The 25,077-nt window shown below is 44.5% G+C and carries 23 protein-coding genes, 1 tRNA gene and 1 pseudogene; 17 read left to right on the top strand and 8 right to left on the bottom strand.

Features of this window, described 5'->3' with window-relative positions:
- Nucleotides 1–156: 156 nt before the first annotated feature.
- The gene (locus DX060_RS01855; RefSeq protein WP_258552304.1) at nt 157–2,049 is read left to right on the top strand and encodes a glycosyltransferase family 9 protein; all 1,893 of its coding nucleotides are present in this window, start codon (nt 157–159) and stop codon (nt 2,047–2,049) included.
- Between the two features lie 9 nt (nt 2,050–2,058).
- Nucleotides 2,059–2,643, top strand: coding sequence for a flavin reductase family protein (locus DX060_RS01850; protein WP_115010890.1), 585 nt, complete (start codon nt 2,059–2,061; stop codon nt 2,641–2,643).
- An 81-nt stretch (nt 2,644–2,724) separates the two neighbouring features.
- On the opposite strand, the gene DX060_RS11105 is transcribed toward DX060_RS01850, so the two are convergent.
- Both DX060_RS11105 and cmoA read right to left on the bottom strand, forming a co-directional pair.
- Complete coding sequence (locus DX060_RS11105) at nt 2,725–2,892, bottom strand: hypothetical protein (protein ID WP_181814130.1); 168 nt, start codon at nt 2,890–2,892, stop codon at nt 2,725–2,727.
- Nucleotides 2,867–3,568 (bottom strand): carboxy-S-adenosyl-L-methionine synthase CmoA, encoded by a 702-nt coding sequence (gene cmoA, locus DX060_RS01845; RefSeq protein WP_115010889.1) that lies wholly within the window; start codon nt 3,566–3,568, stop codon nt 2,867–2,869. The genes DX060_RS11105 and cmoA overlap by 26 nt, the downstream gene beginning before the upstream one ends.
- Nucleotides 3,569–3,676: 108 nt before the next feature.
- Between cmoA and DX060_RS01840 the strand changes: the two genes are divergently transcribed.
- Complete coding sequence (locus DX060_RS01840) at nt 3,677–4,390, top strand: triose-phosphate isomerase (protein WP_115010888.1); 714 nt, start codon at nt 3,677–3,679, stop codon at nt 4,388–4,390.
- Between the two features lie 14 nt (nt 4,391–4,404).
- The gene (gene lpxD / locus DX060_RS01835) at nt 4,405–5,421 is read left to right on the top strand and encodes a UDP-3-O-(3-hydroxymyristoyl)glucosamine N-acyltransferase (protein WP_115010887.1); all 1,017 of its coding nucleotides are present in this window, start codon (nt 4,405–4,407) and stop codon (nt 5,419–5,421) included.
- Between the two features lie 66 nt (nt 5,422–5,487).
- Here lpxD and DX060_RS01830 read toward each other — a convergent pair whose 3' ends face one another.
- From DX060_RS01830 to DX060_RS01820, 3 genes and pseudogenes are all read right to left on the bottom strand, one after another.
- Entirely contained in the window at nt 5,488–8,229 is a 2,742-nt protein-coding gene (locus DX060_RS01830; RefSeq protein WP_115010886.1) for an RNA ligase, read from the bottom strand.
- A 42-nt stretch (nt 8,230–8,271) separates the two neighbouring features.
- Nucleotides 8,272–8,348 (bottom strand) — tRNA-Ile (locus tag DX060_RS01825).
- Nucleotides 8,310–9,474: pseudogene (locus tag DX060_RS01820) on the bottom strand (FtsW/RodA/SpoVE family cell cycle protein). Before DX060_RS01820 ends, DX060_RS01825 begins: the two are co-directional and overlap by 39 nt.
- Before the next feature lie 225 nt (nt 9,475–9,699).
- Between DX060_RS01820 and recA the strand changes: the two are divergent.
- The 8 genes from recA to DX060_RS01780 are packed head-to-tail and all read left to right on the top strand — an operon-like array spanning nt 9,700 to nt 17,283.
- Nucleotides 9,700–10,737, top strand: coding sequence for a recombinase RecA (gene recA / locus DX060_RS01815; RefSeq protein WP_115010884.1), 1,038 nt, complete (start codon nt 9,700–9,702; stop codon nt 10,735–10,737).
- Nucleotides 10,738–10,757: 20 nt separating this feature from the next.
- On the top strand, nt 10,758–12,044 hold the full coding sequence (gene eno, locus DX060_RS01810) for a phosphopyruvate hydratase (RefSeq protein WP_115010883.1): 1,287 nt from the start codon (nt 10,758–10,760) through the stop codon (nt 12,042–12,044).
- Between the two features lie 9 nt (nt 12,045–12,053).
- On the top strand, nt 12,054–12,314 hold the full coding sequence (locus DX060_RS01805) for a hypothetical protein (protein ID WP_115010882.1): 261 nt from the start codon (nt 12,054–12,056) through the stop codon (nt 12,312–12,314).
- On the top strand, nt 12,311–12,922 hold the full coding sequence (locus DX060_RS01800; protein ID WP_115010881.1) for an AMIN domain-containing protein: 612 nt from the start codon (nt 12,311–12,313) through the stop codon (nt 12,920–12,922). The genes DX060_RS01805 and DX060_RS01800 overlap by 4 nt, the downstream gene beginning before the upstream one ends.
- On the top strand, nt 12,919–13,434 hold the full coding sequence (locus tag DX060_RS01795) for a shikimate kinase (RefSeq protein ID WP_115010880.1): 516 nt from the start codon (nt 12,919–12,921) through the stop codon (nt 13,432–13,434). The genes DX060_RS01800 and DX060_RS01795 overlap by 4 nt, the downstream gene beginning before the upstream one ends.
- Nucleotides 13,418–14,350 carry a Dam family site-specific DNA-(adenine-N6)-methyltransferase gene (locus DX060_RS01790; protein ID WP_115010879.1) on the top strand — a complete coding sequence of 311 codons (933 nt, stop codon included), beginning with the start codon at nt 13,418–13,420 and terminating at the stop codon, nt 14,348–14,350. The genes DX060_RS01795 and DX060_RS01790 overlap by 17 nt, the downstream gene beginning before the upstream one ends.
- 10 nt (nt 14,351–14,360) lie before the next feature.
- Nucleotides 14,361–16,229 carry an AlwI family type II restriction endonuclease gene (locus tag DX060_RS01785; protein ID WP_115010878.1) on the top strand — a complete coding sequence of 623 codons (1,869 nt, stop codon included), beginning with the start codon at nt 14,361–14,363 and terminating at the stop codon, nt 16,227–16,229.
- On the top strand, nt 16,222–17,283 hold the full coding sequence (locus tag DX060_RS01780) for a DNA adenine methylase (RefSeq protein ID WP_115010877.1): 1,062 nt from the start codon (nt 16,222–16,224) through the stop codon (nt 17,281–17,283). Before DX060_RS01785 ends, DX060_RS01780 begins: the two co-directional genes overlap by 8 nt.
- Before the next feature lie 81 nt (nt 17,284–17,364).
- Here the strand turns inward: DX060_RS01780 and DX060_RS01775 are convergent, their stop codons facing one another.
- From DX060_RS01775 to DX060_RS01765, 3 genes are read right to left on the bottom strand one after another with little or no spacing between them, the layout of a single operon-like run.
- Entirely contained in the window at nt 17,365–18,384 is a 1,020-nt protein-coding gene (locus tag DX060_RS01775) for an LLM class flavin-dependent oxidoreductase (RefSeq protein WP_115010876.1), read from the bottom strand.
- Nucleotides 18,385–18,394: 10 nt separating this feature from the next.
- Nucleotides 18,395–19,504 carry an ATP-grasp domain-containing protein gene (locus DX060_RS01770; protein WP_115010875.1) on the bottom strand — a complete coding sequence of 370 codons (1,110 nt, stop codon included), beginning with the start codon at nt 19,502–19,504 and terminating at the stop codon, nt 18,395–18,397.
- Complete coding sequence (locus DX060_RS01765; protein ID WP_115010874.1) at nt 19,494–20,945, bottom strand: LLM class flavin-dependent oxidoreductase; 1,452 nt, start codon at nt 20,943–20,945, stop codon at nt 19,494–19,496. The genes DX060_RS01770 and DX060_RS01765 overlap by 11 nt, the downstream gene beginning before the upstream one ends.
- A gap of 239 nt (nt 20,946–21,184) precedes the next feature.
- Here DX060_RS01765 and DX060_RS01760 point away from each other — a divergent pair, with 239 nt between their 5' ends.
- The 5 genes from DX060_RS01760 (at nt 21,185) to DX060_RS01740 (ending at nt 25,047) form a co-directional block, all read left to right on the top strand.
- Complete coding sequence (locus tag DX060_RS01760) at nt 21,185–21,628, top strand: GatB/YqeY domain-containing protein (RefSeq protein ID WP_258552152.1); 444 nt, start codon at nt 21,185–21,187, stop codon at nt 21,626–21,628.
- On the top strand, nt 21,628–22,611 hold the full coding sequence (locus DX060_RS01755) for a CvfB family protein (protein WP_115010872.1): 984 nt from the start codon (nt 21,628–21,630) through the stop codon (nt 22,609–22,611). The genes DX060_RS01760 and DX060_RS01755 overlap by 1 nt, the downstream gene beginning before the upstream one ends.
- Before the next feature lie 63 nt (nt 22,612–22,674).
- The gene (fabG, locus tag DX060_RS01750) at nt 22,675–23,418 is read left to right on the top strand and encodes a 3-oxoacyl-ACP reductase FabG (protein ID WP_115010871.1); all 744 of its coding nucleotides are present in this window, start codon (nt 22,675–22,677) and stop codon (nt 23,416–23,418) included.
- A gap of 77 nt (nt 23,419–23,495) precedes the next feature.
- Nucleotides 23,496–23,726 carry an acyl carrier protein gene (acpP, locus tag DX060_RS01745; RefSeq protein ID WP_115010870.1) on the top strand — a complete coding sequence of 77 codons (231 nt, stop codon included), beginning with the start codon at nt 23,496–23,498 and terminating at the stop codon, nt 23,724–23,726.
- An 82-nt stretch (nt 23,727–23,808) separates the two neighbouring features.
- On the top strand, nt 23,809–25,047 hold the full coding sequence (locus tag DX060_RS01740) for a beta-ketoacyl-ACP synthase II (RefSeq protein ID WP_115010869.1): 1,239 nt from the start codon (nt 23,809–23,811) through the stop codon (nt 25,045–25,047).
- Nucleotides 25,048–25,077: the final 30 nt, after the last annotated feature.

Here is a 25,077-nt window from a genome sequence, read left to right as displayed (position 1 = left end):
ACTCCTCCAAGCCAAAATCTAAAGGCGCGATATTACAACAAAGTTGCTAAAATTATCATTTAGCTAGGCACTAGCACACACCACAAAGGAGACCCCATAAAGCCCACAAGCCCTATTATCATTATGCGCCTGCCAAATTGGCTAGGTGATGGCGTGATGAGCACACCTTGTATAGAAATGCTCTTTACGCAGCTTCCTACCGCTAGGCTTTGTCTCATCGCGCCTAAGAGTATTTTGGAGCTTTTTAGCGCGGATTCTCGCATATATGCCTGCTTTGAGGACTCCACCAAGCAGGCAAAAAACCGCCTTAAAGCCACTTGGCAGCTAGGGCGTGCGATTAGAGCTAGGCTAGAGTGTGATGGGGGGATTGACATAGGCATAACCCTTACCAATCACTTTTATAGCGCATTGCTACTCTTTGCCGCTGGAGCTAGGGTGCGAGTGGGCTATAAACGGGGACTTGGGAATGTGTTTTTGACTCATAAGCTTGGGAGAGTTGGGGGGATTCATCAGGTGGAGAGTTATGTGCGGCTGATAGATTTGGCTTTACTTGGTGGGGATTCGGCTTTGCGCGATAAATCGGGGATTTCTTCGCCGCGCTGTGTCGATAGACACTCGAGTCTTATCTCCTTGCGCGGCTTGAAAAACCCCAATTTCTCATCGCAAATCCTAGAATCCCGCAGCGGCATTACAGAACAAGCCCAACCCCTAGAATCCACTTTTGAGAAATCGCAGAAAATGGATTGCCACGCGGTGCAAGCACCGCTCGCAATGACAGAAAAAGAAGCCGAAAATAAAAAAGTGGATTCTAGGAAAAACGCCCAAAGTGTGTTTGATAACCACGCCGCAGGCGGTAGGATTTCTCTAAAGGAACACCAACAATGTCAAAGCGATTCTAGCCCGCAAGCTGAATCGCCCAAACAAAATGAGGATTTTGGGGAAAGCACCACCCACATCCCCCCACTCAAACTTCACACAAAGCCACTAGATTCTAGTAAGTCTCGCAAACACCTACGCATAGGGCTAAATCCGGGCGCAGCCTATGGCAGTGCGAAGTGCTGGGATAAGGAGCATTATGCGTGCGTGGGGGCGTATTTTGCGGCTATGGGGGCGGAGGTGGTGATCTATGGAGTGGAGGCAGATAGGCAGCTAGCGGAGTGGATTATTAAGGAAATAGACTTCATCTTGGGGGATTCAGCTTTGCGCGATAAATCGTGGATTTCATCGCCGCTCGATAGACACCTAAGTCTTATCTCCTTGCGCGGCTTGAAAACAAGCGAAGCGGTGCAAGGCGAAGCCGAAGCAGGTTTCTTTAGTAAAAACCCTACTTTCTCATCGCAAAGCGTAGCTTCTTTAGAAAACAAGCAAGGCGCAGTTTCTTTAGAAATCCTAGAATCCCGCAGCGGCATTACAGAACAAGCCCAACCCCTAGAATCCACTTTTGAAAATAATGCTAACAAAACGCCAAAAGTGGATTCTAGGAAAAACGCCCAAAGTGTGTTTGATAGCGACTCGCAGGCGGCAGGATTTTGCGATGATTTTCTAAAGAAACTTCGTTTTGTGGGTTGCGCGCGGCGAGCGGTGGGCGAAGGGATTTACCTTAGCGGTAATGAGCAAGCCCACCGCGCAGACTCCCGCAAAAGCGCGCAAAACAAGCGAAGCGGTGCGAGCGTGAGCTCGCAGGTTTCTTTAGAAAAGCCAACGCCCAAAACGCCCAAAATAATCAACGCTTGCGGGCAAACAACTATCCCCACCCTCCTCCAAGCCCTCCAAGCCCTAGATCTCTTCATCACCAACGATAGCGGCTCTATGCATATAGCAGCGGCATTAGGCGTGCCTATGGTAGCAATCTTTGGTCCTACAAATATGCTCGAGACTGCGCCGTGGCGTGCGCGAGATTGTGCCTTGCTCAATCTCAATCTCCCTTGTGCGCCGTGCAAAAAGCGCGTATGTCCTTTGGGACATCATAAATGTATGAAAGACTTGCGCCCAGAGATGGTGATAGAAGCGGCTTTAGCGATACTGCATAAGCCAAAGCTTAGTAAATAAGGAGAATTTATGCTACTTGATTTTGCTACACAAGGGGCTTTGACCAAATATCGTATCCTTAGCAACACCATAACCCCGCGCCCGATCGCGTGGATTAGCACCATTAGCCACAATGCCACGCTAAATCTCGCGCCTTTTAGCTTTTTTAGCGTGGTAAGCTCTAATCCTGTGATTTTTAGTCTGTGTATGGGCACAAAATCTAATGGCGAGCAGAAGGACACCTTGCGCAATCTCCTAGCTACAAAAAAGGCTACGATCAATCTTGTGATGGTGGATTTCCTCCCGCTACTAGAGTCTAGCTCCCAAGAGCTGCCTTATGAGAGAAGTGAGGCAAGTGCCTTTGATATTAGCCTGCAAGCTGTGCATACACAATACCCCCCAATCGCCCAAGGCGTGAAGGTGGCGTATTTTTGTGATTTGGTAGAGACAAAGAGCTTTGGCGGGAGTGATACTAGCGTGTTTCTAGAGGCAAAGGGCTGCTTTATTGATGATGTGATTTATAGAGAGGATCTGCGGTTTTTGCCGCCGCATTTGGGGCGTGTGGGGAAGTATTATTTGCAAGTAAGTGAGCTAATCGACCCTAAAAAGCCCTAAGGCGTTTTGGCTTTGGGGCTAGAGTGGCGTGCAAAAGCTTGCAAGTGAAAACCACGATCTAGCCCGCAAGCTGAATCCTTGTCAAAAGTGGATCCTAGGGGGCTTGGCGGTTTTTTGTATGGATTGCCACGCCGACAAGTCGGCTCGCAATGACAGACAAGGCGCATTGTGTGAAAAAGTGGATCCTAGGGGGTTTGGCGTGTTGTGCCTTAGCACTTGCGCGTTATTTGACTGCGATAAATGTCGCAAAATTGACCCACTTAAATAGCACTTCCACGCTAGCAAACCCCGCATCTTTGAGCAGGGCAAGATTTTCTTCTAAGCTATATGGCACAAGCACATTTTCTAGGGCTTCTCTTTTAGCGGCGATCTCGCTTTTGGTGTAGCCATTGCGGGCTTTGTATTGATGATAGTAGGAGATCATTTGCGCATCTAGGTGCGGACTATGGCTTATGGTCTTTTCACTAAGGATCAGCACGCCGCTGGATTCTAGGGCATTATAGAGCCTAGCAAGCAGTTTGGCACGCAGAGGTGGGCGGATAAACTGCAAGGTGTAATTGGCAATGAGTCCTTGCGCATTTTCGTAAGGGAAGTCCATAATATCCGCACACATAAAGCAAATATCCGCATTATAGGCGTTTGCCTTGCGCGTGGCTTGATCAATCATCGCTTGAGAGCTATCTAGCCCTATTAGCTCGCCGCTTACTTGCTCTCTTAGGGCTAGTAGGGTGTTGCCCGTGGAGCAGCCTAGATCATAGATCCTGCCCTGCCTAGCGAAGGTGGATAAAAAGTCGATACACAGCTGTTGCGTGTCTTTGTAGTAGGGGATCGATCGAGCAAGCATATCATCAAACACGCTTGCAACTTCATCGTTGAATGTGAATTTCTGCTCTTTTTTGCTTTGAAATATTCTATCTTTTGCCATTATTGTCTCCAAAGTCGTGATTATACAAGCAAAACCTATCGCGCCACTTTAATTATGGAAGTTTTAAGTATAATGCAGAGCTACATTCTAGGATTTCAAAGGCTTTGTATGCAGTTTATGGCAAATTTTAAATGCAACCACACCGCGCACTCTGTGCAGGAGTATTTCACCACCTTAGGCGCACTAGGATTCTCGCAGGAGTTTTTGCGTGAGAATGAGCTAGTGTTTTTCCCACAGGCTCTAAGCCTTCAAGCTTCTAAAGACTTCGCGCCTTTTGGGGAGATCGGCGTGCAAAACGCCTATCCAGCGTATAGCGGGGCTTTCACAGGGGAGATCGGCGTGCAAGCTCTGGAGTCTATGGGGGTGCGCACGATACTTATCGGGCATAGTGAGCGGCGTGTTTTGCTTAATGAGTCCCAAGAGTTCATCGCAGAGAAGTTTGCGTTTTTCGCTAGGCTTGGATTTTTTATCGTGTATTGTGTGGGCGAGCCTTTGAGTGTGCGCAAGCAGGGAGAAAAAGCGGTGCAAGAGTATTTGCAAGCGCAGTTTGCAGGCATAGATGTAGAATCCACTCGCGTAAGCGTGGCGTATGAGCCTATCTGGGCGATTGGCACGGGTAGAAGTGCTAGTGTGCAAGAAATCGCCCAAACACACGCATTTTTACGCACCCTAGTCCAGAATCCACTTTTATACGGCGGCAGTGTGAATGCTAGCAATGCCAAAGAGATCCTATCAATCCCCAATGTCAATGGCGTGCTAGTAGGCAGCGCATCATTAGATGCAAAAAGCTTTTATGCTATCACGCAAAGTGTGCTTGCGTAGTGTAAAGGAGTAGTATGGAGCCGATATATCTTTCTTCAATCATTGATATGCTTGGGATCACAAATCCTATCACAAGGGATTTCCCCATAGCCTCTCTAACGCCCCTAGAGCAAGGCGGAAGTGAGGATATAAGCTATATTGATCAGCCTAAGTATTTTGCCTTGCTATCTAGCTCACAAGTGGGCGCGGTGCTAGTGCGTGAGCGCGATTATCTCGCGCATAAAGAGCTTTTCCCACCTCATATCCAAGCCCTTTTTGTCCCAAATCCACATCTAGCTTTCGCCAAGCTCTCCCAATGCTTTGCTATAAGTGAGTTTGCCAATCCTTTAGAGCCCACACTCTATGACCCAAGCAAGCCCACAGACTCCCAAAGTGCGCATATCCACCCAAGTGCGCAGATTATGCAGGGTGTGCATATCGGCGATGGCGTGCATATCGGTGCTAGGACTTGCATAATGCCCGGTGTTGTCCTAAGTGATGGCGTGCATATCGGCGATGATTGCAAAATCTATCCTAATGTTGTCATCTATCGCCAGAGCATTATCGGCGATCGTGTCAATATCCACGCAGGCAGCGTGATCGGCAGCGATGGCTTTGGCTATGCGCATACAGATTCTGGGGAGCATTGCAAGATCGAGCATAATGGCATTGTAGAAATCGGCGATGATGTAGAGATCGGCGCGAGCGTTACCATTGATCGCGCAGTATTTGGGGTAACGATGATTAAGCGCGGTAGCAAAATCGATAATCTCGTGCAAATCGGGCATAACTGCATAATCGGCGAGAACTCCTTGCTTGTCTCACAGGTGGGGCTTGCTGGCTCTACCACCACAGGGCGCAATGTGATAATGGGCGGACAAGCAGGCACAGGAGGGCATATACACATTGGCGATTTTGTGCAGATAGCTGGGCGTGGGGCTGTGGGGAAAAATCTCCCCCCACACACCAAGTGGGGCGGACACCCGCTTATGCCGCTTGATGAGTGGATGAAGTTTTATGTCTCGCTAAGAAGAATGCTGAAAAAATCATAGCTCTAAAGTGCAAAGCCTAGCTAGATCTAGCTAGCAGTAATGATTGTGGATTCTAGCGGGGCGGATCTAGTGAGATGATTTGCGTGCTTTGAGAAACTGCTCTCGCAAGGCGATGAGCGATTGCTCTGTGGAGGTGGATTCTAGCCATTTGGCAAACTCTTGTGCAAGTGGGCTTTTGAGCTTGGCGATAAGATTGTGGCGCGATTTTGCGCTAGGGGATTCTAGGAGATTGCGCAAGTGCTTCCAGCCTTGATAATATGGGAGCTTGATTTTAAGCATAAAGCCTGCGCTATCTTCTAGCACAAAGCCCTCAATAAAGCCATCTTCCCTAGCCCCACTGCCCAAAAGCCTAGAATCTTTTGCGTGTGGCGACTCATCGCTAGGCAGTTGATCGTGCTTGCGCAAAAACTCCATAAACTCCTCCCAGCACGCGATACTGCCTACTTGCTCTTTAACCTTAAAGCCAAATCTAGCCCCTAGTGCGCAGAGCTCATCATAAGGTAGCTTGGCAAGATTTGGGGTGTTGTAGATGGCATCAAGCAAGATGACTTGCGGCGTGCTATAAGCGATGATATGGGGGTCTTTGCTAGGCTCTATTATCTCAAACACTAAGCTTAGATTCTGGTCTTTTAGATAGGTGGCAAGAGTGGATTCTAGGGACTCTTTGGTGCTTTGGATCGTGCGTGCGTGGTGAGCTAGGTGGCTATCAATAAGCTCGCGCATAATTGTGGCATAGGGGCTTAGGGCATCGGATTTTGAAGTGATGAAGAGCTTGCTTTCTGGCGTTGCGTTGGAGGATTGAGCTTCTCTAAAGAGACCTGCTTGCGTGCCCCCGCCTTGCACCGCTTTGCTTGTTTGCTCATCGCAAAAGCAAGGCGCAGTTTCTTTAGAAATCTTAGAGTCCTTTGCCTGCTCGTGTGGATTCTGGGCGTTGCTAGAATCCACTTTTTTGCTGTCATTGCGAGACATTGTGCTAGCAGTGGCGTGGCAATTCATAGAATCCGCGTTTGCAAAAGTGGATTCTAGGCAATAAGCACTAACACCACTCATTATGCCTAGGAAGCCATTTTCTTTGATATAGACTTGCACAGGGTAGGAGAGATGCTCTTGCAAAGATTCTAGCGAGGATTCTTCTCTCTCATAGAGGTTGAAGAATTTATCATAGCTTCGCGCTACGATTTTATAGGCGTGCGTGTCGATAAAGAGTCCGCGTGCCTTGCAAGTGAGCGTGCTCCACTTTTTGTGATAAAAGACTTCTTTTGTGAAATTAAAGCTTGAGATGGGACCAAAGCTTTTTTCTTTGATTAGGGGGCTTTTGCGTAGCTTTTCTACAAGGCTGTGGATTTTCCTAGCATTGTGCCTAGCATTTAGGCGGTGTGCTAGGGCAGAGTCTTTGCTATTTTGTAAGTAAATTTCGCAAAAATCTCCTAGCACAAGCCCTAGTAGATCCCCGCTAAGCGCGGATTGTAGATTGTGCTTTGCTGGGGCTTTGGTATGCAGTGATACAGGTAGCCTAGAGTGGCGCAAGATACACGCACGCAAGCACCCCCCAAACTCCACGCCTCCTTCTAGGGCGAAGCTGCGCTCATAGACACGCACGCCGTGCTTTTCTCTATTGCGATGACCAAAGACTTGATAAGTGCTAGAGTCTGTCGTTTTGGCAAAATTTCGCGCACAGCTTTGCATATCTTCATAATCTCCACTGCCATAGATAAGCTGCCTTGTGCCAATGAACAAGAGATTTTCCGGCAAGGTGGGTAAGCCTCCGTGCGTGCATAGCACTTGTTTATTATCAAAGGTATAGTAAGCGCATTGCCGTAGTCTGGCATAAAGGCGGTGCGTATCTTTGGGGCTAAGTCCTGCTTGCTCTAAATCTTTCACACTAAAGGTGCTAAATTCATTATCCCCTAGCTCCTCTTTGCCCCATTTTTGCAGCCATCGCTCGTGATTGCCTTCAAGTAGGCAGATATTGCGCTCTTCCATAATCGCTAGCAGCAGAGCCACGACCTCTCCGCTACCCACGCCCCTATCGATATAATCTCCTAGGAATATATAGTAGGAAGTGGGGTGGAAGAGTTGTAGGCAGATTTCTTTGGCGAAGTTGCTTTGGCGCAAGGCATCTAGTGCTTGCTGCTTTGTGCGATAGGGTGGGGTGCGTGCTTCTAGGATAAAGCTATATAGCAAGTATTCTATGACACTTTCAATGCAGCCGTGTATATCGCCTATGTGGTGGATAGCGGTATAGGCGTTTAAATCAATGGGCTTTAGGCACAAATGCTCAAAAGCGGATTCTGGCTTTAGCAGTGTGTAGCGCGAGGGAAGGGCAGAGGAGTCTTGCAGTCTTTTTGCCATAGATTCTAGGATAGATTCTGGCACGGCTTTGTGGCTAGCTGTCAGGCTTCTTGCATAATTGCGCTTTTTGACTATCTCTAGGCTCACATCGCTAAAATCTAGCACAAAAATGCGGTAGCGATAGCTCTGGGCTAGGCTCTCATACGCACGCAAGGCTTGCAAGCTTGTATGTGTGGCATCGATTATAGTGAAGTCTCCCCTAGCCATTCTTAGCTCTAAAAGCTCAAAGAGCATTTTCCATACGCGCTTGTCGTTTGCCTGATTGATTATATAGCTAGAATCCACTTTTTGCGTGGGGCTAGCGTGGAGGGTGTTTGGCGTAGGTAGCATAATCGGCGCACTTGCCATAAGCCGCAAGCAATCTGGACTTAGCGCGTAGGGGTGGAGATTATGCTCGCGTAGCCAAGAGCTTTTGCCGCTGGCTGGAAGCCCACGCATAAGAAGAAGTGTGCGCATAAAGATCCTTCACTAAGTAAAATCGCTAAGATAAATTAAGAATGGTGGATCTTGTAGGACTTGAACCTACGACCAATCGGTTATGAGCCGAGTGCTCTGACCAGCTGAGCTAAAGATCCGTGATTATCGTCTGTATTTAGGGGAGCGTAAGATCGCCTTGAAAGGATTGGCATTATAACTGAAATTAAACCTAAAGGCAAGCAAGTTTTCTAGTAGCCCAAAAAATATCATAAAAGTGATAAAGCTACTTCCACCATAGCTAAAAAGCGGCAGAGGTATCCCCACAACAGGGGCAAGCCCGATAGTCATACTGATATTTACCGCCACATAGAAAAACAACAGCAATGCCACAGAGCAAGCCATCACGCGTAGGCGATAGTCTTTAGGATCGATGAGAGAAAAAGACAAGATATGCAGGGTGAGAAAAATATATAGCCCAAGTAGCACGACACCCCCGACAAGCCCATACCGCTCCGAAAAATACGCAAACACAAAATCACTTGTAGCAATGGGGAGAAACTTGAGCTGGGTTTGCGTGGAGTCTTCTTTCTTTTTGCCAAATAAGCCGCCAGAGCCTATGGTGATGATACTTTGCTGGACATGGTAGCTAGGCTTTTCCGCGATGAAGTCGTGGATACGCTTTTTTTGATAGTTTTTGAGTGAGCCATAGATGAGCGGCGAGGCGACAAGGGTGGTGATGATGATAGCTGTCCAGATTTTGTAATTTACCCCGATTAAGAATAATGTCCCAAATCCCACAAACAGCACCACAAGCGCAGTGCCTAGATCAGGCTGCTTTAGGATCAGCACAAAAGGGAGCAAGATATAGCCACTAAGGATAGCAAACTGCTTTAGCCCATAGCCCTGCGGTGGCGGAGGGTTGTTGTGGATATGGAGTCCTAGAAGCAAGATGATAGCGATTTTGACCGGCTCACTTGGCTGGATAGAAAAAGCCCCTATGGTAATCCACCTTTGCGCCCCTAGCTGCTTTGTGCCGATGATATACACCAAAATCAGCAGCACGATACAAATCCAATAAAAAATCACTATGGATTTATTAAGCTGTCGTATCGGGATAAAAAACGCCACAACAAACGCGCAAAGCCCGATGAGGATATAAATGCTTTGGCGGAGATTTTGGCTAGGGCTTGCCTCGCCGATGAGTAGATATGAGAGCAGCACAATGGGAATGATAAGGATAGGAAGCAGTATGTCAAAGTGGATTAGCACACGCCGATCGATCATTCTTAAGTCCTAAAAGTGGATTCTAGCTCGGTTGCTGTGTTTGGCAGTGATTGTAGCACAAGGGTGCTTAAGCTACAAAGAGTGAAATCTATATGCGATATATAGTGCGCAAAGTAGCCTAAAATGCTTCAAGAAGCATTAAGGAAAGTTTGATAAAAACTAGCTTATAATCCAGCCTTGCACTTGGTCAAATACCGATAGATAAATACTTCGTAAGGGATTGTTATGGCGATGGACGAGAATAAAAAAAAGGCGATCGATCTAGCGTTAAAGCAGATTGATAAAGCCTTTGGCAAAGGTGCGCTTGTGCGGCTTGGGGATAAGCAGGTGGAAAAGGTGGATTCTATCGCGACAGGCTCGCTTGGGCTTGATATGGCTCTGGGGATTGGGGGTGTGCCAAAGGGGCGCATTATTGAAATCTATGGTCCAGAATCCAGCGGGAAAACGACCCTTTCACTACAAATTGTCGCAGAGTGCCAGAAAAATGGCGGAATCGCTGCCTTTATCGATGCCGAGCACGCGCTTGATGTGTATTATGCAAAAAAGCTTGGGGTCGATACAGAAAATCTCCTTGTCTCCCAGCCAGATAATGGCGAGCAGGCGTTAGAGATTTTAGAGACACTTACGAGAAGTGGGGCGGTGGATTTGGTCGTCATCGACTCTGTGGCAGCTCTCACGCCAAAGGCAGAGATCGATGGCGATATGGGCGATCAGCATGTGGGCTTGCAAGCACGCCTTATGAGCCACGCTTTGCGCAAAATTACAGGCGCATTGCACAAGATGAATACCACGCTAATATTTATCAATCAAATCCGTATGAAAATCGGTATGATGGGCTATGGCAGCCCAGAGACCACCACAGGTGGGAATGCGCTGAAGTTTTATGCAAGTGTGAGGATCGACATACGCCGCATAGCATCTCTTAAGCAAAATGAGCAGCATATCGGCAACCGCGTCAAAGCAAAAGTGGTGAAAAACAAAGTCGCCCCGCCATTTAGAGAAGCGGAGTTTGACATTATGTTTGGCGAGGGGATTAGCAAAGAGGGCGAGATCATCGACTATGGCGTGAAGCTTGATCTCATCGATAAAAGCGGTGCGTGGCTAAGCTATAAGGACCAAAAGCTAGGGCAAGGCAGGGAAAATGCCAAACTTATGCTTAGAGAAAACACCGCCCTAGCCCAAGAAATCACCCAAAAGATCAAAGAGCAAATCGGCACGAGTGAAGAGATCCTCCCGCTTCCAGATGAGCCAGAATCCAACTAACACCACCTAAAGGAGCTTCAATGATTTACATCGATAATATTTATGCCCAAGAAGTGCTAGATTCTAGGGGGAATCCAACCATTTGCGCAAGTGTCTTTCTAAGCGATGGCACAAGTGCTAGTGCCATTGTGCCAAGTGGGGCTAGCACGGGTAAGAGAGAGGCTCTAGAGCTGCGTGATGGGGATAAAAAGCGATTTTTGGGTAAGGGTGTGCTAAAGGCGTGCGAAAATGTCGATACCACTATTTCAGACGCGCTCATCGGCTCTAGTCCTTTTGATCAAGGGCTAATTGATGGGATTTTGAAAGATATTGATGGCACGCATAATTATGCAAATATCGGTGCAAATGCTGCGCTTGGTGTCTCTATGGCAGTGGCAAGAGCGGCGGCAAAAAGCCTAAATATCCCTCTCTATCGCTATCTAGGTGGGAGCAATGCGATCACGCTCCCTGTGCCAATGCTTAATATCATTAACGGCGGTAGCCACGCGGATAACACGGTGGATTTCCAAGAATATATGATTATGCCTCTAGGCTTTGATACCTTTGATGAGGCTTTGCGTGCGAGTGCGGAGGTGTATCAGCATTTAAAGCAGATTCTACACAAATCTGGGCATATCACAAGTATCGGCGATGAGGGGGGCTTCGCGCCAAATCTCACAAACAATGAAGAGCCTATTGAAGTGATTTTGCGCGCGATTGAAGCAGCAGGCTATAAGAGTGGCGAGCAAATCGCTATCGCACTTGATGTAGCGAGCAGCGAGCTTGTCGATGAGGCTGGAATCTACCACCTAAAAGGCGAGGGGAGAAAACTGGATTCTAGTGAGCTTGTGGGATATTACGAGAAGCTTTGTGCGAAATACCCCATCGTCTCTATCGAAGACGGGCTAAGTGAAGATGATTGGGAGGGCTGGAAGCTGCTTACTCAAAAACTAGGAGATAGAATCCAGCTTGTGGGCGATGATTTGTTTGTAACCAATCACGAGATTTTAGCCCAAGGGATTAAGGGCAACATCGCCAATGCGATTTTGATTAAACCCAATCAAATCGGCACCGTGAGTGAGACAATGCAAACCGTGCGCCTTGCCCAAAGATACGGTTATAAGTGCATTATGAGCCACCGAAGCGGAGAGAGTGAAGATCACTTTATCGCGGATTTTGCTATCGCGCTTAATACAGGCGAGATTAAAACAGGCTCGACTGCTAGGAGTGAAAGAATGAGCAAGTATAATCGCTTGCTTGCTATCCAAAAAGACATCGCCAATGCGCAGTATCTAGGCAGATCACTCTTTGATAAAAATGTCTTATAAGAAGAATCTATGCGCGCCTATCTTGCCCTGCTTGCGACACATCAGTTTTGGTATAGAATCTATGCGCGTAGAATCTACATTTATGGCTTTATTGCCGTAGTGTGTATGGGGGCGTATGTGGGATTTTTGCTCTTTGGGGATAATTCACTTGAAGTCCTGCTTAGAAACATCGCCCAGCGCGATGAGCTACTTGAAGAAGTAAGCGATCTTCAAGCCAAAAATGCGCGATTGCAAAAAGACTTATTTGAGCTAAAAGGGCTTGAGCCGTGAGGGCGTGGATACGACAGGGGCTTGTGTTGTGGATTGTGGTGGGGGTGCTATTATCCTTGCACGCGAGAGAAAATCCCTTTGAGCCTGTTATCCAGCCCAAAGAAGATAGCTTTATCCAAAAAAATGCGAAAGATCCTTTTAAAGATCTAGACTTCAAGCTCCCAAGCACCGCTAGAATCCTAAAAAGCATCACAATCACTTACCAAAACATCGATGGCACCATAGGGACAAAGACAATTCCCATTGATGAGAGTATCGATTGGCATTATCCGCTGCTACTTACGCAAAAGGGCGCGATTTTAAACGAAGATGTGCGGTATTGGACGATTAAGCCATTTCAGTTTTTCACACAGGGGAGCAAGTTTTATCTCTACACAAGCTCTAGTATCGTGCGCTCCTTTGTCCTGCCAAGCCCCTATCGCATTGTGCTTGATATTGAGAAAAGAGATGAGAATCCAAGCGGCTCTGTGCAGCTTGGTGTCAAATATTTCACCAAAGTAGCAGTGGGCGTGCATAAGGACTTTTATCGCTTTGTCATTACCCTTGATGGGCAATACCCCTATGACATCACGCGCGATGGGGACTACTATATCATCTCTGTGCGATGAAAAATCTCGTATTGATCGGCTTTATGGGCTGCGGGAAAAGCACGCTAGCTGTGGAGCTAAGCAAGATATGCGGGCGGTTTGTGCTAGATAGCGATAAGGTCATTGAGCAATCAAGTGGGATAAGTGTGAAAGAGTTTTTCGCACGCTTTGGGGAGGAGACATTCCGTAAGAAAGAGGGCGAGTTTGTATCGTGGGTAGAATCCAGTGTGCGTGGGGCGATCATCGCCACAGGCGGTGGTATGCCTATATATCACGATCTTAAGTCTATGGGGAAAGTGGTGTTTCTATCCATAAGTTTTGAAGCAATTTGTGCGCGTTTAAGCCAGCAGGATTATGACTCTCGACCACTTTTTGCCAATCTTTCTCAGGCAAAGGAGCTATTCCTAGCGCGACAGGAGAGCTACAAGGCTCAAGCAGATATTATCCTTGATGCCACAAGCCAAGATCTAGCCCAAAGGGTGTTGGAGCAATGTGCATTACTGCCTAAGGCGACACTTGACAAAAATTTGTGAGAGTTTATCGCGCTTTGTGCCTATACAAAGTCCTATTAACTACACAGGCTCTAAGGCAAAGCTATTGCCGCAAATCTTGCCACTTTTCCCAAGAGATATGGGGAGTTGTGTGGATTTATTTTGTGGCGGTGGAAGTGTGGGGATAAATGTCGGCATTTATAAGCATTGTAAAAATATTATTTTCAATGACAAGTCTAAGCCTTTGATAGAAATTTTTACGCTTTTTTTACACACGCCTTTTAAGGTCTTATTGCAAGAGATAGAATCCATTATAGAATCTTATGGTTTATCAAACACTGCGGATTTCGGCTATAAATATTATGACTGCGATAGTCAAGAAGGGCTAGCAAGCTACAATAAAAAAGGCTTTGAGCGATTGAAAAATGACTACAATATAAACAAAAGTCCCATAAAGCTTTTTGTGTTACTTATATTTAGCTTCAATAATCAAATGCGTTTTAATGCTAAAGGCGCATTTAATCTACCTTGTGGAAAAAGGGATTTTAATACAAAAATGCGAGCAAAATTGCAGCATTTTGTGCAGGAGTTGCAGAGATTAGAACCTAAGCTTTTATGCTGTGATTTTAGGGATTTTGATTTAGATATTTTGGATTCTAAAGATTTTGTTTATATTGATCCGCCTTATCTTTTAGCCCTTGCAAGCTATAATGAAAATGGTGGCTGGATGCAACAAGATGAATGCGATTTATATGTCTTTATGGAAAAGCTGGATTCTATAGGGGTGCGCTTTGCGTTTTCTAATGTTTTAGCCCATAAAGGCAGAGAGCATATAGTATTAAAAGAATGGCTTAAAAAAACAGGTTTTAGAGTGCATAAGCTAGAATTTCACTATAAAAATTGCAATTACCAAACAAAAAGGACAGAATCTAGTGAGGTGCTAGTTACTAATTACTAAAGGAAAAAGAATGCAATATAGCTATTTTGGTAATACAAGCAATAGGGTGGATAGATTGCTCTATAATTTTGAAACACAACTTATGCTATTTGATAGTTTATTTAAAAATGCAGATTCCAAAGAAGTGTGGGAAAATAATTCAAATCTGCAAATGCGATATTTAGAACTTTTAAAAGCAAACAAACTTATAGAATCCAAAAGTAGCACAAAATCTTTAGGCACAAAAGATGCACGGGTAAAATCTGCCCCTTTAGAAAATTATCATCTTATATGTCGCAAAGAAAAAAGATTAACACAACAAGGATTAGAACTTTTAAGATTGATTGAAAATGAGGGCTATAAGATTGCTAATGAGTTTTTACAAATTGATTTAGTGTCTTTGTTTTTTATAAAAGCAAGTTTGTGGTTTAGTAAGGATTCTATAAGAGATGGATTGTTTGAGCGATATTTGGAAGTGTTTAGACTTAATGGTGGGGAAATGTGTTTGCAGGATTTTAAATATCTGCCTTTGATTGATAATTTTCCTAGCACACAAGAGTTTATAAAAAATTTAGGCAGTGTAATGATTGACTACACATATTTAGAATCTTTCATACAAGATATAAAATCTAATCATTTTAATCCTTTTTATTTTAAGACTGCTAAAGGAGAAAAAAGTGCCTTAGAAATCATAAAAACTTTACAAGAAATATTTTTACCATTAAGGGAAGCAAAGATTACTTTTGAAACAGCGTTAAAAAATTTAAATAAAAGTGCCTTTAAAAAAACATATTTAACTTTTTTGCTGCATAATGCAAAAACTAAAAATGAAAAAATTACAACACTACAAAATTTTATACAGGGCGATATAAAAGTATTTGCAAAACGATTTTTTGAACTTATTTTTACCGCAAGAATTGAAGCAAACTTAGATGATTATTTAGACTTAAATCGTAGATATTTAAGTCTATGCGGAATCTTTGAATTTTCAAGCGATAAAGTTGCGCTTAATCCTATATTTAAGATTCTTGTAAAACACTCAAAATATAATGAAATTTTACATATCATAAAAAATGGAGAAATCACTCAAAACTTACTTAAAGAAATGATAAGTGATGTGGAGTTCTTAACACTTTGTAAAAGTGAGCTTGGTATCACTCAAATAAATGATTTAAGAGATTATCAGCAAGCAAGGGATAAGCAACGCTTGCAAAACCTTTTGCAAACTCGTTTTACTAAAGATGATATTGCCTATATTTTAGGGCTTTTTGAAGATAGAAAAAATGATGAAAAAATCGCACAATTAGTTAGCACAGAAGCGACCATTCCTACTATTTTTGAATATATTATTGCTATTGTTTGGTGCTATGTTGATGAGTGTAAAATTGAGCGGATTTTAGAAGCTAATTTAAGCCTTGATTCTAATCTTTTGCCTAAAAGCCACGCAGTTGGTGGTAGTGCAGATTTTATTTATACCTATTCAAACCATTCCTTAATGATAGAAGTAACCCTAACTGAAAAGACAAATCAACGCCGTGCAGAAATGGAAAGTGTCTCAAGGCATTTGGGAAATATGCTCTTGAGATTGGATGCTTATAAGCGGCAAGAATCCTATGCGATTTTCATCGCGCCTTATTTGGATAAAAATGTTTTAAATGACTTTAGAAGTCGCTTATATTGCTATTTTGAAAATGATGAAAATTATATTAAGGGTATGAGTATTCTACCACTTAGCACACAGGATTTAAGTAAAATTTTACACTCAAATCTTTCATACACATCACTCTATAAGTCGTTTAAAAATCTTTTGACAAGCAAGAATGATTGGGGTAGCAAATGGTATTTTAATGAGATAAAGCCATTTATTGATAGTTTAGAAATAAAGGCAAATAATGTTTAACCCCCATAATCGCCGATATACAGGAGCAAAAACAAAGCTTTTAGAACATATTGATTCTGCGCTTATACATTGTTTTGACTATACAAAAAAGAGTGATTTACGCTTTTTTGATGTATTTGCTGGGACAGGTGTGGTGAGCCATTATTTTATGCAAAAGCCAGAATTTAAGCATTTTTATATCAATGATTTTTTATATGCAAATTTTGTGATATATCAAGGCTTTTTTGCTAAAGAGTCTTTTAGCCAAGAAAAGTTGGATTCTATAAGGCAGGAATTTTTAGAGCTAGATTTTGCAATGCTAGGCGAAAATTATTATTCCTTGCATTTTAGTGGCACATTTTTTAGCCATAATGATTGCAAACTTATGGGATATATACGAGAGAAAATACAAGAACTTTTACACACAAAAATAATCAATCAAAAAGAATATTTTATCCTACTTGCAAGCTTGCTTTATAGTGTGGATAAAGTCGCAAACACAGTGGGGCATTATGATGCCTATCGTAAAAAAGAGAGTTTGCAAGATAGGCTACAATTTACACTTATTAAGCCCTTTTTGAATCCGCATATACACACAGAGATTTATCAGCAAGATTCTAATACCCTTGTAAAAAAGCTTCACACACAAAATATAAAGCTTGATATTGCCTTTATTGATCCGCCTTATAACTCTAGGCAATACAGCAGATTCTACCATTTCCTTGAAACACTAGCTAAAAATCATAGCCCAAAACTCTATGGCATAGCCCTAAAACCAAAGCCAGAAAATTTAAGCCTATATTGCACGGCTAGGGCAGAAGAGGCGTTCAAAGATTTAGTTACAAATCTTAGTAAAATCGCTAGAATCTTGGTAGTAACTTATAACAACACCACCACAGCAAATGCAAGAAGTAATACGAGAATTTCCCTACAAGCCTTGCAAAATATCTTAGAATCTAGCGGTAAAACAACGCTTTTCACATTTCCACATACGCCCTTTAGTAGCGGCAAAACAGATAGACAAACAAGCTTCAAAGAGCATAAAGAATGCGTATTTATCTGTGAGATAAAGTAGCAAAGCTTGCTGGATTCTAGTCTTATTGCAATCTATTGACTACAAATACAAGCTATTTTCACGCATTAAACGATATTGCTCTCACACCAATGGCATAACCTTTTTAGCGATATACTCCAACTCTTCTTGCATATTAGCACATTGGATTATGAGTAAATCTAGCCCTGCTTCTTTATAGGCTCTAATCTTTTGTGCCACATTCTCTGGTGTGCCAATTAGGTTGGGACGCAAACCACGATTAGATACGCTATATTCTTGCTTACTAATCTCTACATCAAGCTGTGAATTGCCTGTGAAATTCTTATAAGAGTTTTCATAATCGGCGTAATTTTTAATGGTAGTAATCCTTTGTAGCTCTTGTTGTGCTTCTTCTTCACTATCACGGACAATCATATACACCGCCATACCAAAGCCCTTAAATGGCGGCAATCCTGCCTTTTTCTTTCGCTCTTTCATATCCGCGATTTTCACTCTTGCTTCATCAAGTGTGCCGCCGTGCAAGAGATAAAAATCCGCAAATTGCGTGATAGCATTCCTGCCTATCTCACTCTCTCCCCCTGCATATACAAGCGGAATCTTAGGTGGTTTAGGCTCATTATAGGAATTTTCAAAGCTAAAATACTTGCCCCTGTGATGAAATGGACTTTGCTTCCAAAATCCCCGCAAAACATCGGTGTATTCCTGTGTGAGCGTATATCTATCATCGTGTGCGTCAAAGTTTATGCCATACTGCCTAGCCTCCTCTTCCCACCACGCTGAGACCATATTGATAGAAAATCGCCCATTACAAATTTGTGAAATGGTAGCAATCTGCTTTGCTGTGAGTGCGACTTGATGATACTGCGGACGCAAAGCCGCTAGAATCTCAATCTTTTTGGTAACCGCTGCCAAGCCATTAGCGATAGCCCACGCATCAAGGGCAGGTGCTCTCTCGCCTTTAATATCATTTAAATACAGCTCTGGCACAAGGGTGAGTGTATAGCCTAGATTCTCTGCTTTTATGGCTAAATCGCGGATATACTCCCAAGAACACTCCGTGCTATCATCATCTACATTCCTAAGCCAACTTCCAAACACCGGACTCCAATATCCAAATTTCATTTTTGCTCCTTTATTGTTTGTCAAACTGCTCTTTTAAAAAGCCAACAAGCCTATCCGCCGCTGCCACCCCGCCATTCTCTCTAATCTTAGATTCTAGTGTAGAGTTATAGTTTGTATTTGTGTTTATATCATAGACCACAATATCCCCACTCACACTCTCAATAAACTCAATCCCCGCCACAGCGATATTATGCAGTGCTAAAAACTGCTCCAAACACCGCACGATAGGACTTGTCAAATCTATCTCTTTACGCAAACTAAATTTATCCCCAGCTCCCACTTCACACGCTGCTCCAGCTAGTGTTGGACGACTTGTAGATTTTGCCGCCTTGCTAGAATCCACTTTAGAATCCGCCGACTTAGAATCCCCACTAAAATCCACCCCACTAAAATCCACTTTGGAATCTAAAGAATCTATTTGACACGCATCAGCAGGGCATAGCTCAAACGCCCCATTGCTTGTATCCACTCGCACTGCATAGTGAAACTTCCCGCCGATAAACTCACATCGCGTGATAAAGGCTTCCCTAGATTCTACATACTCTTGCAAGAGCGTAATGCCATCAATGGGTAGCGAAAACTCAGCTGATTCCACATAGTCCCTAAACTCTCTCACATTTTCAAAAAGCCGCACCCCCAAGCCCTTGCCCCCTTGATTGTGCTTTGTGATAAAGGGCTTATTGCCTAGCTTTTTAGCAAAGCTACTTGCTGAATCTAGTAAGCTTTCCTTGCCAAATACCGCAAGTGTTTGTGGCGTTTTAAAGCCATATCCCCCCGCTTTAAAAAAAGATTCTAAAAGCAAGGCTTGTTTAACTTTGCTGACTTCAAGCTCTAGCACGGAGCTACCATTTATCACTTTTCTCCCATAGGATTCTAGCCACGCTAACAACGCACGACCATACTCCTTAGAAAAGGCATTATCACGCGTATGACTTGAGGCACTAAGCCTACTCCAAAACACCCCTTGCGGTGGGATAGAATCTAGAGTAATCCCCCCTTGCGTCAAAAGGATTTCACTAAATCTAACCCCAGCCCTATCAAATGCCTCTTTAAAAGGCGGTATCCACTCAGGATTCTCGTGGATTATGTAAATGCCTTGTGGCAGTGAATCATATAACATAGTCTTGCTCCTTATTGTGTTTAAATCGCCCTGTCCCAGCGTAGTCGTTAATCGTGCTTTTAGCTCCGCCTACACGATAACGCGAAGCGATATGACTAGAATCTAGCCTATCACCCTTGCCAAAGAGCTTATGCCGCAGTGAGCCTTGTGTGTATTCCCTCTTATACACACCGCGATTTTGAAGCTCTGGCACGATAAATCGCACGACATCTTCAAAGCTCCCGGGCGTTGTCGCATAGGCTAGATTAAAGCCATCAGCATCGCTATATGCAATCACTTCTTGTAAAGTGTCGCAGACTTGCGTAGGTGAGCCTACAAACTTTGGTCCTTGACAGCCTAGCCCTGTGAGTTTGAGTAAGTCTTTTAGTCTCCACTCTTTGCCAGATTCTGTTGTGGAATTACTCAGGGCTTCTACTTGTGCGACTATGGCGTTTGACTTGATATTGCTTAATGGATCTTCTAAGTCGTAGCGGCTTAAATCCACGCCGAGCCACCCGGAATTTATCACTAAAGAGCCTTCCTTGCTAGAGTAAGATAATAAATCGTTATATTTTGCCTGTGCTAGATTCTCATTTTCATCGGTGATGATGGTAGCTAGAATGTAGATTCTGGCACTATATGGATCGCGTCCTGCCTGAATCAGCGCATCTCGCACTTGTTTCACGGCGATTTTAGCGTATTCCTTTGTGGGTGGGGCGATGAAAATGGCTTCTGCGTGTGTAGCGGCAAACTGCCTGCCACGCGTAGAATTCCCCGCTTGGAATAGCACAGGGGTTCTTTGGATACTTGGCTCACAGAGATGAATACCCGGGACATCAAAGTATTTGCCGTGATGACCTATGTGATGAATCTTGTTTGGGTCAGCAAAGTCCCCACTCTCCCTATCTAAAATCACCGCAGAGTCTTCCCAGCTCCCCTCTAGCAGCTTATAAATCACCTCCATATACTCTTCAGCCAAATCATAGCGTTCATTGTGCGGCAGCTCACTTGAGCCCATATTTTTATTAGCACTTGGTAGATAGCCTGTAACGATATTCCAGCCAATCCTGCCCTTTGTGAGATGATCTAGTGTGCTAAGGCGTCTAGCAAAGGGATAGGGATGCTCAAAAGGCACACCAGCAGTTACCCCAAAGCCTATGTGCTTGGTAACCGCCGCACCAATCACAGCAAGTTGTGTGGGGTCATTGACAGGCACTTGCAGGGCAGTCTTTAACGCCCCACAATCATTGCCCCCATAAATATCATACACGCCCAGCACATCAGCGATAAACACCGCATCAAACAGCCCTTTTTCAGCGATTTGTGCGATATTTTGCCAGTATTCAATGTCTTTATATTTTAGGGCTTGATCGTTTGGATACCGCCACAGCCCCGGACTTAAATGAGAGATACAATTCATCTCAAAGGCATTAAAGCTAATGTGTTTATGTGGTTTGCCCATAGGATCTCCTTAAGTTATTTGCTTGGGGGTATAATATGCTAAATTTTATATAAACACAATATGTGTTTGATAATTTTGTAGGATTTTTTGCAGAATGTTACGATTAAACACATATTGTGTTTATACATTTTTGTAGTTCCTAGAATCCAGTTTGGCTAGATTCTGCTATACTTCACGCGCAATTTGGCACGCTTTGTGCCTAGTCTGCACATTTCCTAAGTGCCAATATTTAAGGAGCTATGATGAGTATCAAAGAGCGATTACAAGCGGATTTAAAAGAAGCGATGAAAAGTGGGGATACATTTTTGCGCGATTGTGTGAGGCTGCTTAATGCTGCGATCAAGCAAGTTGAGGTCGATACGCGATCCAGCCTTGATGATAATGCTGTGCTAAAGATTTTAAAAAGCGCGTATAAGCAGCGAGAGGACGCGGCACAAGCCTATAAGCAGGCAGGGCGAGCGGATCTATATGAGCAAGAGAGCAAAGAAATGCAAGTGATTTTGCGCTATTTGCCTACCCAGCTTAGCGATGAGCAATTGCGCCAAAGGCTAGAAGAGATTATCGCACGCACACAAGCTAGTGGGCTAAAAGATTTAGGCAAGGTAATGCAAGAAGCCAAAAGCCTAAGCGATGTCGCCGATGGGCGCAGGATCTCCACAATGGCAAAATCCTTGCTACAATAATGCCACACACGCCCAAAACACTTACAAAAAAGCCCCATACGCCACAGATAGGCATACACATAGGGCGGATAAATCGCCTACGCATAGCACGCCTAAGCCCACACGGCGCGTATCTCAAAGTGGATTCTAGTAATACGCAAGCATTGCAAAAAGTGGATTCTAGTCCGCTGCCCCACGCACTCTATGAAGTCCTGCTGCCTAAGAAATTCTGCCCCGCGCAAGCACAAATCGGCGATATGGTGCAAGTCTTTGTCTATACTGATTCGCTTGATCGTCCTGTGGCTACGACACAAGTCCCCCTAGCCCAATGCGGTGAAGTGGCGTTTTTGCGTGTGGTGAGCTATGCGGGCAATGGCGTGTTTTTGGATTTGGGGCTTGATAAAGACATCTTTATGCCAAGCAAAACCCCTGCAAATTATGCGCTGGATTCTAGCGTGGCAGTGTATATCACGCTGGATAAATCGCGCCGACTCATCGCTAAAAAGGACATACAATCCCATCTCCTGCCCTATCGCGCTAGGGGCTATGTGCGGGGCAAAAAGGTCTCTATATTGCCTTTTTCTGTAAGCGATCTAGGTGTGAGTGTGGTGGTGGATCCCTGCTACTATGGGCTGGTATATCTGCCCCAAAGTGTGCGCGATAAACAAAAAAGCCTAGAATCCACTTTAGCGGCTATGGGGCTAGGGCTTGGGACTAAGGGAGTTGCTTTTATCCACAATGTCCGCAGCGATGGCAAGCTTGATCTTGTGCTACATAAGCGGCAGCACGCTGATGAGAGTGCTGCTAAACTACTCCAAGCCTTGCGCGATAATGGCGGCAAGCTGGCGGTGCATTATGACTCTAGCCCAGAATCCATTTTTGCTTTGCTTGGTATGAGTAAAAAGGCTTTAAAGCGTGCATTGAGCGATCTGCTTGCACAAAAGCTCATCACACTAACCCCACAAGTAGGCATAGAGCTTGTAGAATCTAATGCAAGTAGATAGCCGCGCAAGTGCGTTACAAACTTTTGCTAGTATTTGCTTTTATTTTCATCTTAGGAGCATTGTATGAAGTTTAGTGGCAAAAATGTGCTTATTACAGGCGCGTCAAGGGGTATTGGCGCAGAGATCGCTAGAGTGCTAGCAGGCTATGGGCTAAAAGTATGGATCAACTATCGCTCAAAGCCAGAGGTCGCTGATGCGCTCAAAGCCGAGATAGAATCCAGTGGCGGCAAGGCAGCGGTCGTGGAGTTTGATGTAACAAATGAAGAAGCCTTTATCCAAGGTTTGCAAGCTATCGTGCAAAGCGATGGCGAGCTAAGCTATATCGTCAATAATGCTGGTATCACCAACGATAAGCTTGCTTTGCGTATGAAGACAGAGGATTTTACAAAGGTGCTTGAAGCAAATTTGCTTTCCTGCTTTATCGGCTGCCGAGAGGGGCTAAAGCTTATGAGCAAGCAGAGATTTGGCGCAGTGGTCAATATCGCTTCTATCGTGGGTGAGCGAGGGAACCTTGGGCAGACAAACTATGCTGCGAGCAAGGGTGGGGTGATCGCTATGAGCAAGAGCTTTGCCTACGAGGGGGCTTCACGCAATGTGCGCTTTAATTGCATTACACCGGGCTTTATCCAGACGGATATGACAGAAGCCCTTAGCGATGAGATAAAAGAGCAGTATCAAAAGACTATCCCGCTAGGGCGTTTGGGGCAGAGTGCCGAAGTCGCGCAGGCAGTGGCGTTTCTGCTAAGTGATGGTGCGAGCTATATCACAGGGGAAGTGTTGAAAGTCAATGGTGGCTTATATATGTAATTATTTATATATTTAAGGTAATTTCTAAATTTTTTTTGTTAGAATCCCAAATTCTAAAAACTTGCAAGGAGTATTGTATGGCATTGTTTGATGAGATCAAGGAAGTAATCGTAAAAGAGCTTAGCGTAGAAGCAGATAAAGTAACGCCTGAAGCAGAGTTTGTAAAAGACTTAAATGCAGATTCTCTTGATGTGGTTGAGCTTATTATGGCTCTTGAAGAGAAGTTTGGCGTAAATATCCCAGATGAAGAGGCAAACAAAATCCAAAAAGTCGGCGATGTCGTAGCATTTATCGAAGCGCATAAATAGCCTAACTACAGCTAGCTCCGCGTGCTTTTTGAGTATGGTGTGTGGGCTAGTGGCTGATGAAGTTTGATGATGAAGGAGTGATATGCGTCGTGTAGTCGTTACGGGCATTGGTATGATAAATGCAGTTGGACTCAATAGAGATGATTCGTTTTCCGCGATTGTTGATGGCAAGTGCGGCATAAGAAGGATAACTTCTTTTGATACCAACGATTTTCCTGTGAGCATAGCGGGCGAGATTGTAGGCTTTAATCCTGAAGAGGTCCTAAGTCCAAAAGATGTGAAAAAAGCCGATAGATTTATCCAGCTAGGGCTTAAGGCTAGCAAAGAAGCGATGAGCGATAGCGGCTTGCTAGGAAGCGATGGTCGTTGCGATGAGGCATTGAGTGATCGCTTCGGTGTGAGTTCTGGAGCCGGGATCGGAGGCTTGGCAAATATCGAGAAAAACTCCATTACCTGCTTTGACAAAGGTCCGAGGAGAATTACACCATTTTTCATACCAAGTGCGCTTGTAAATATGCTAGGTGGATTTACTTCAATAGAGTTTGGCATAAGAGGTCCCAATCTTGCGAGTGTTACTGCCTGTGCGGCTGGCACACACGCGATCATCGAAGCGGCTAAAACGATTATGCTAAATGGTGCAGATGCGATGCTAGTCATCGGCGCAGAATCCACTATCTGCCCTGTGGGGATTGGCGGCTTTGCTGCGATGAAAGCCCTATCAGAGCGGAACGATGAGCCACAGAAAGCTTCTCGTCCATTTGATAAAGATCGTAGCGGATTTGTTATGGGTGAGGGTGCTGGTGCGCTTATTTTGGAGGAATATGAGCGTGCTAAGGCGCGAGGTGCGAAAATTTATGCCGAGGTGGCTGGATTTGGCGAGAGTGGTGATGCTAATCACATCACCACTCCTGCACCAGAGGGCGAGGGTGCGGCACGCGCGATGAAAGCCGCGCTTACTATGGCAAATACAAAGATCGACTATGTCAATGCTCACGGCACTAGCACAGCGTATAACGATCTTTTTGAGACAATGGCGTTGAAGAAAGTCTTTGGCGGCAAGGATAATGTCCCGCCTGTTAGCTCGACGAAGGGGCAGATTGGGCATTGTTTGGGAGCGGCAGGGGCGATTGAGGCGGTGATTTCTATAATGGCTATGCGAGCTGGCGTTCTCCCCCCTACGATCAATCAGGAGCATAGTGATCCAGAGTGTGATCTTGACTATATACCAAATGTCGCTAGAGAAGCAAAGGTCAATGCCGTGATGAGTAATTCCTTTGGCTTTGGTGGCACCAATGGTGTGGTCATCTTTAAAAATATATAGTCATACCAACGCATAGCGCATAATATGGAG

It is taken from the genome of Helicobacter canis, from assembly GCF_900451095.1.
Lineage (GTDB): Bacteria > Campylobacterota > Campylobacteria > Campylobacterales > Helicobacteraceae > Helicobacter_B > Helicobacter_B zhangjianzhongii.
Note: the sequence above shows the minus strand (reverse complement) of the source record. Positions and strands in the feature narration are given on the sequence as shown.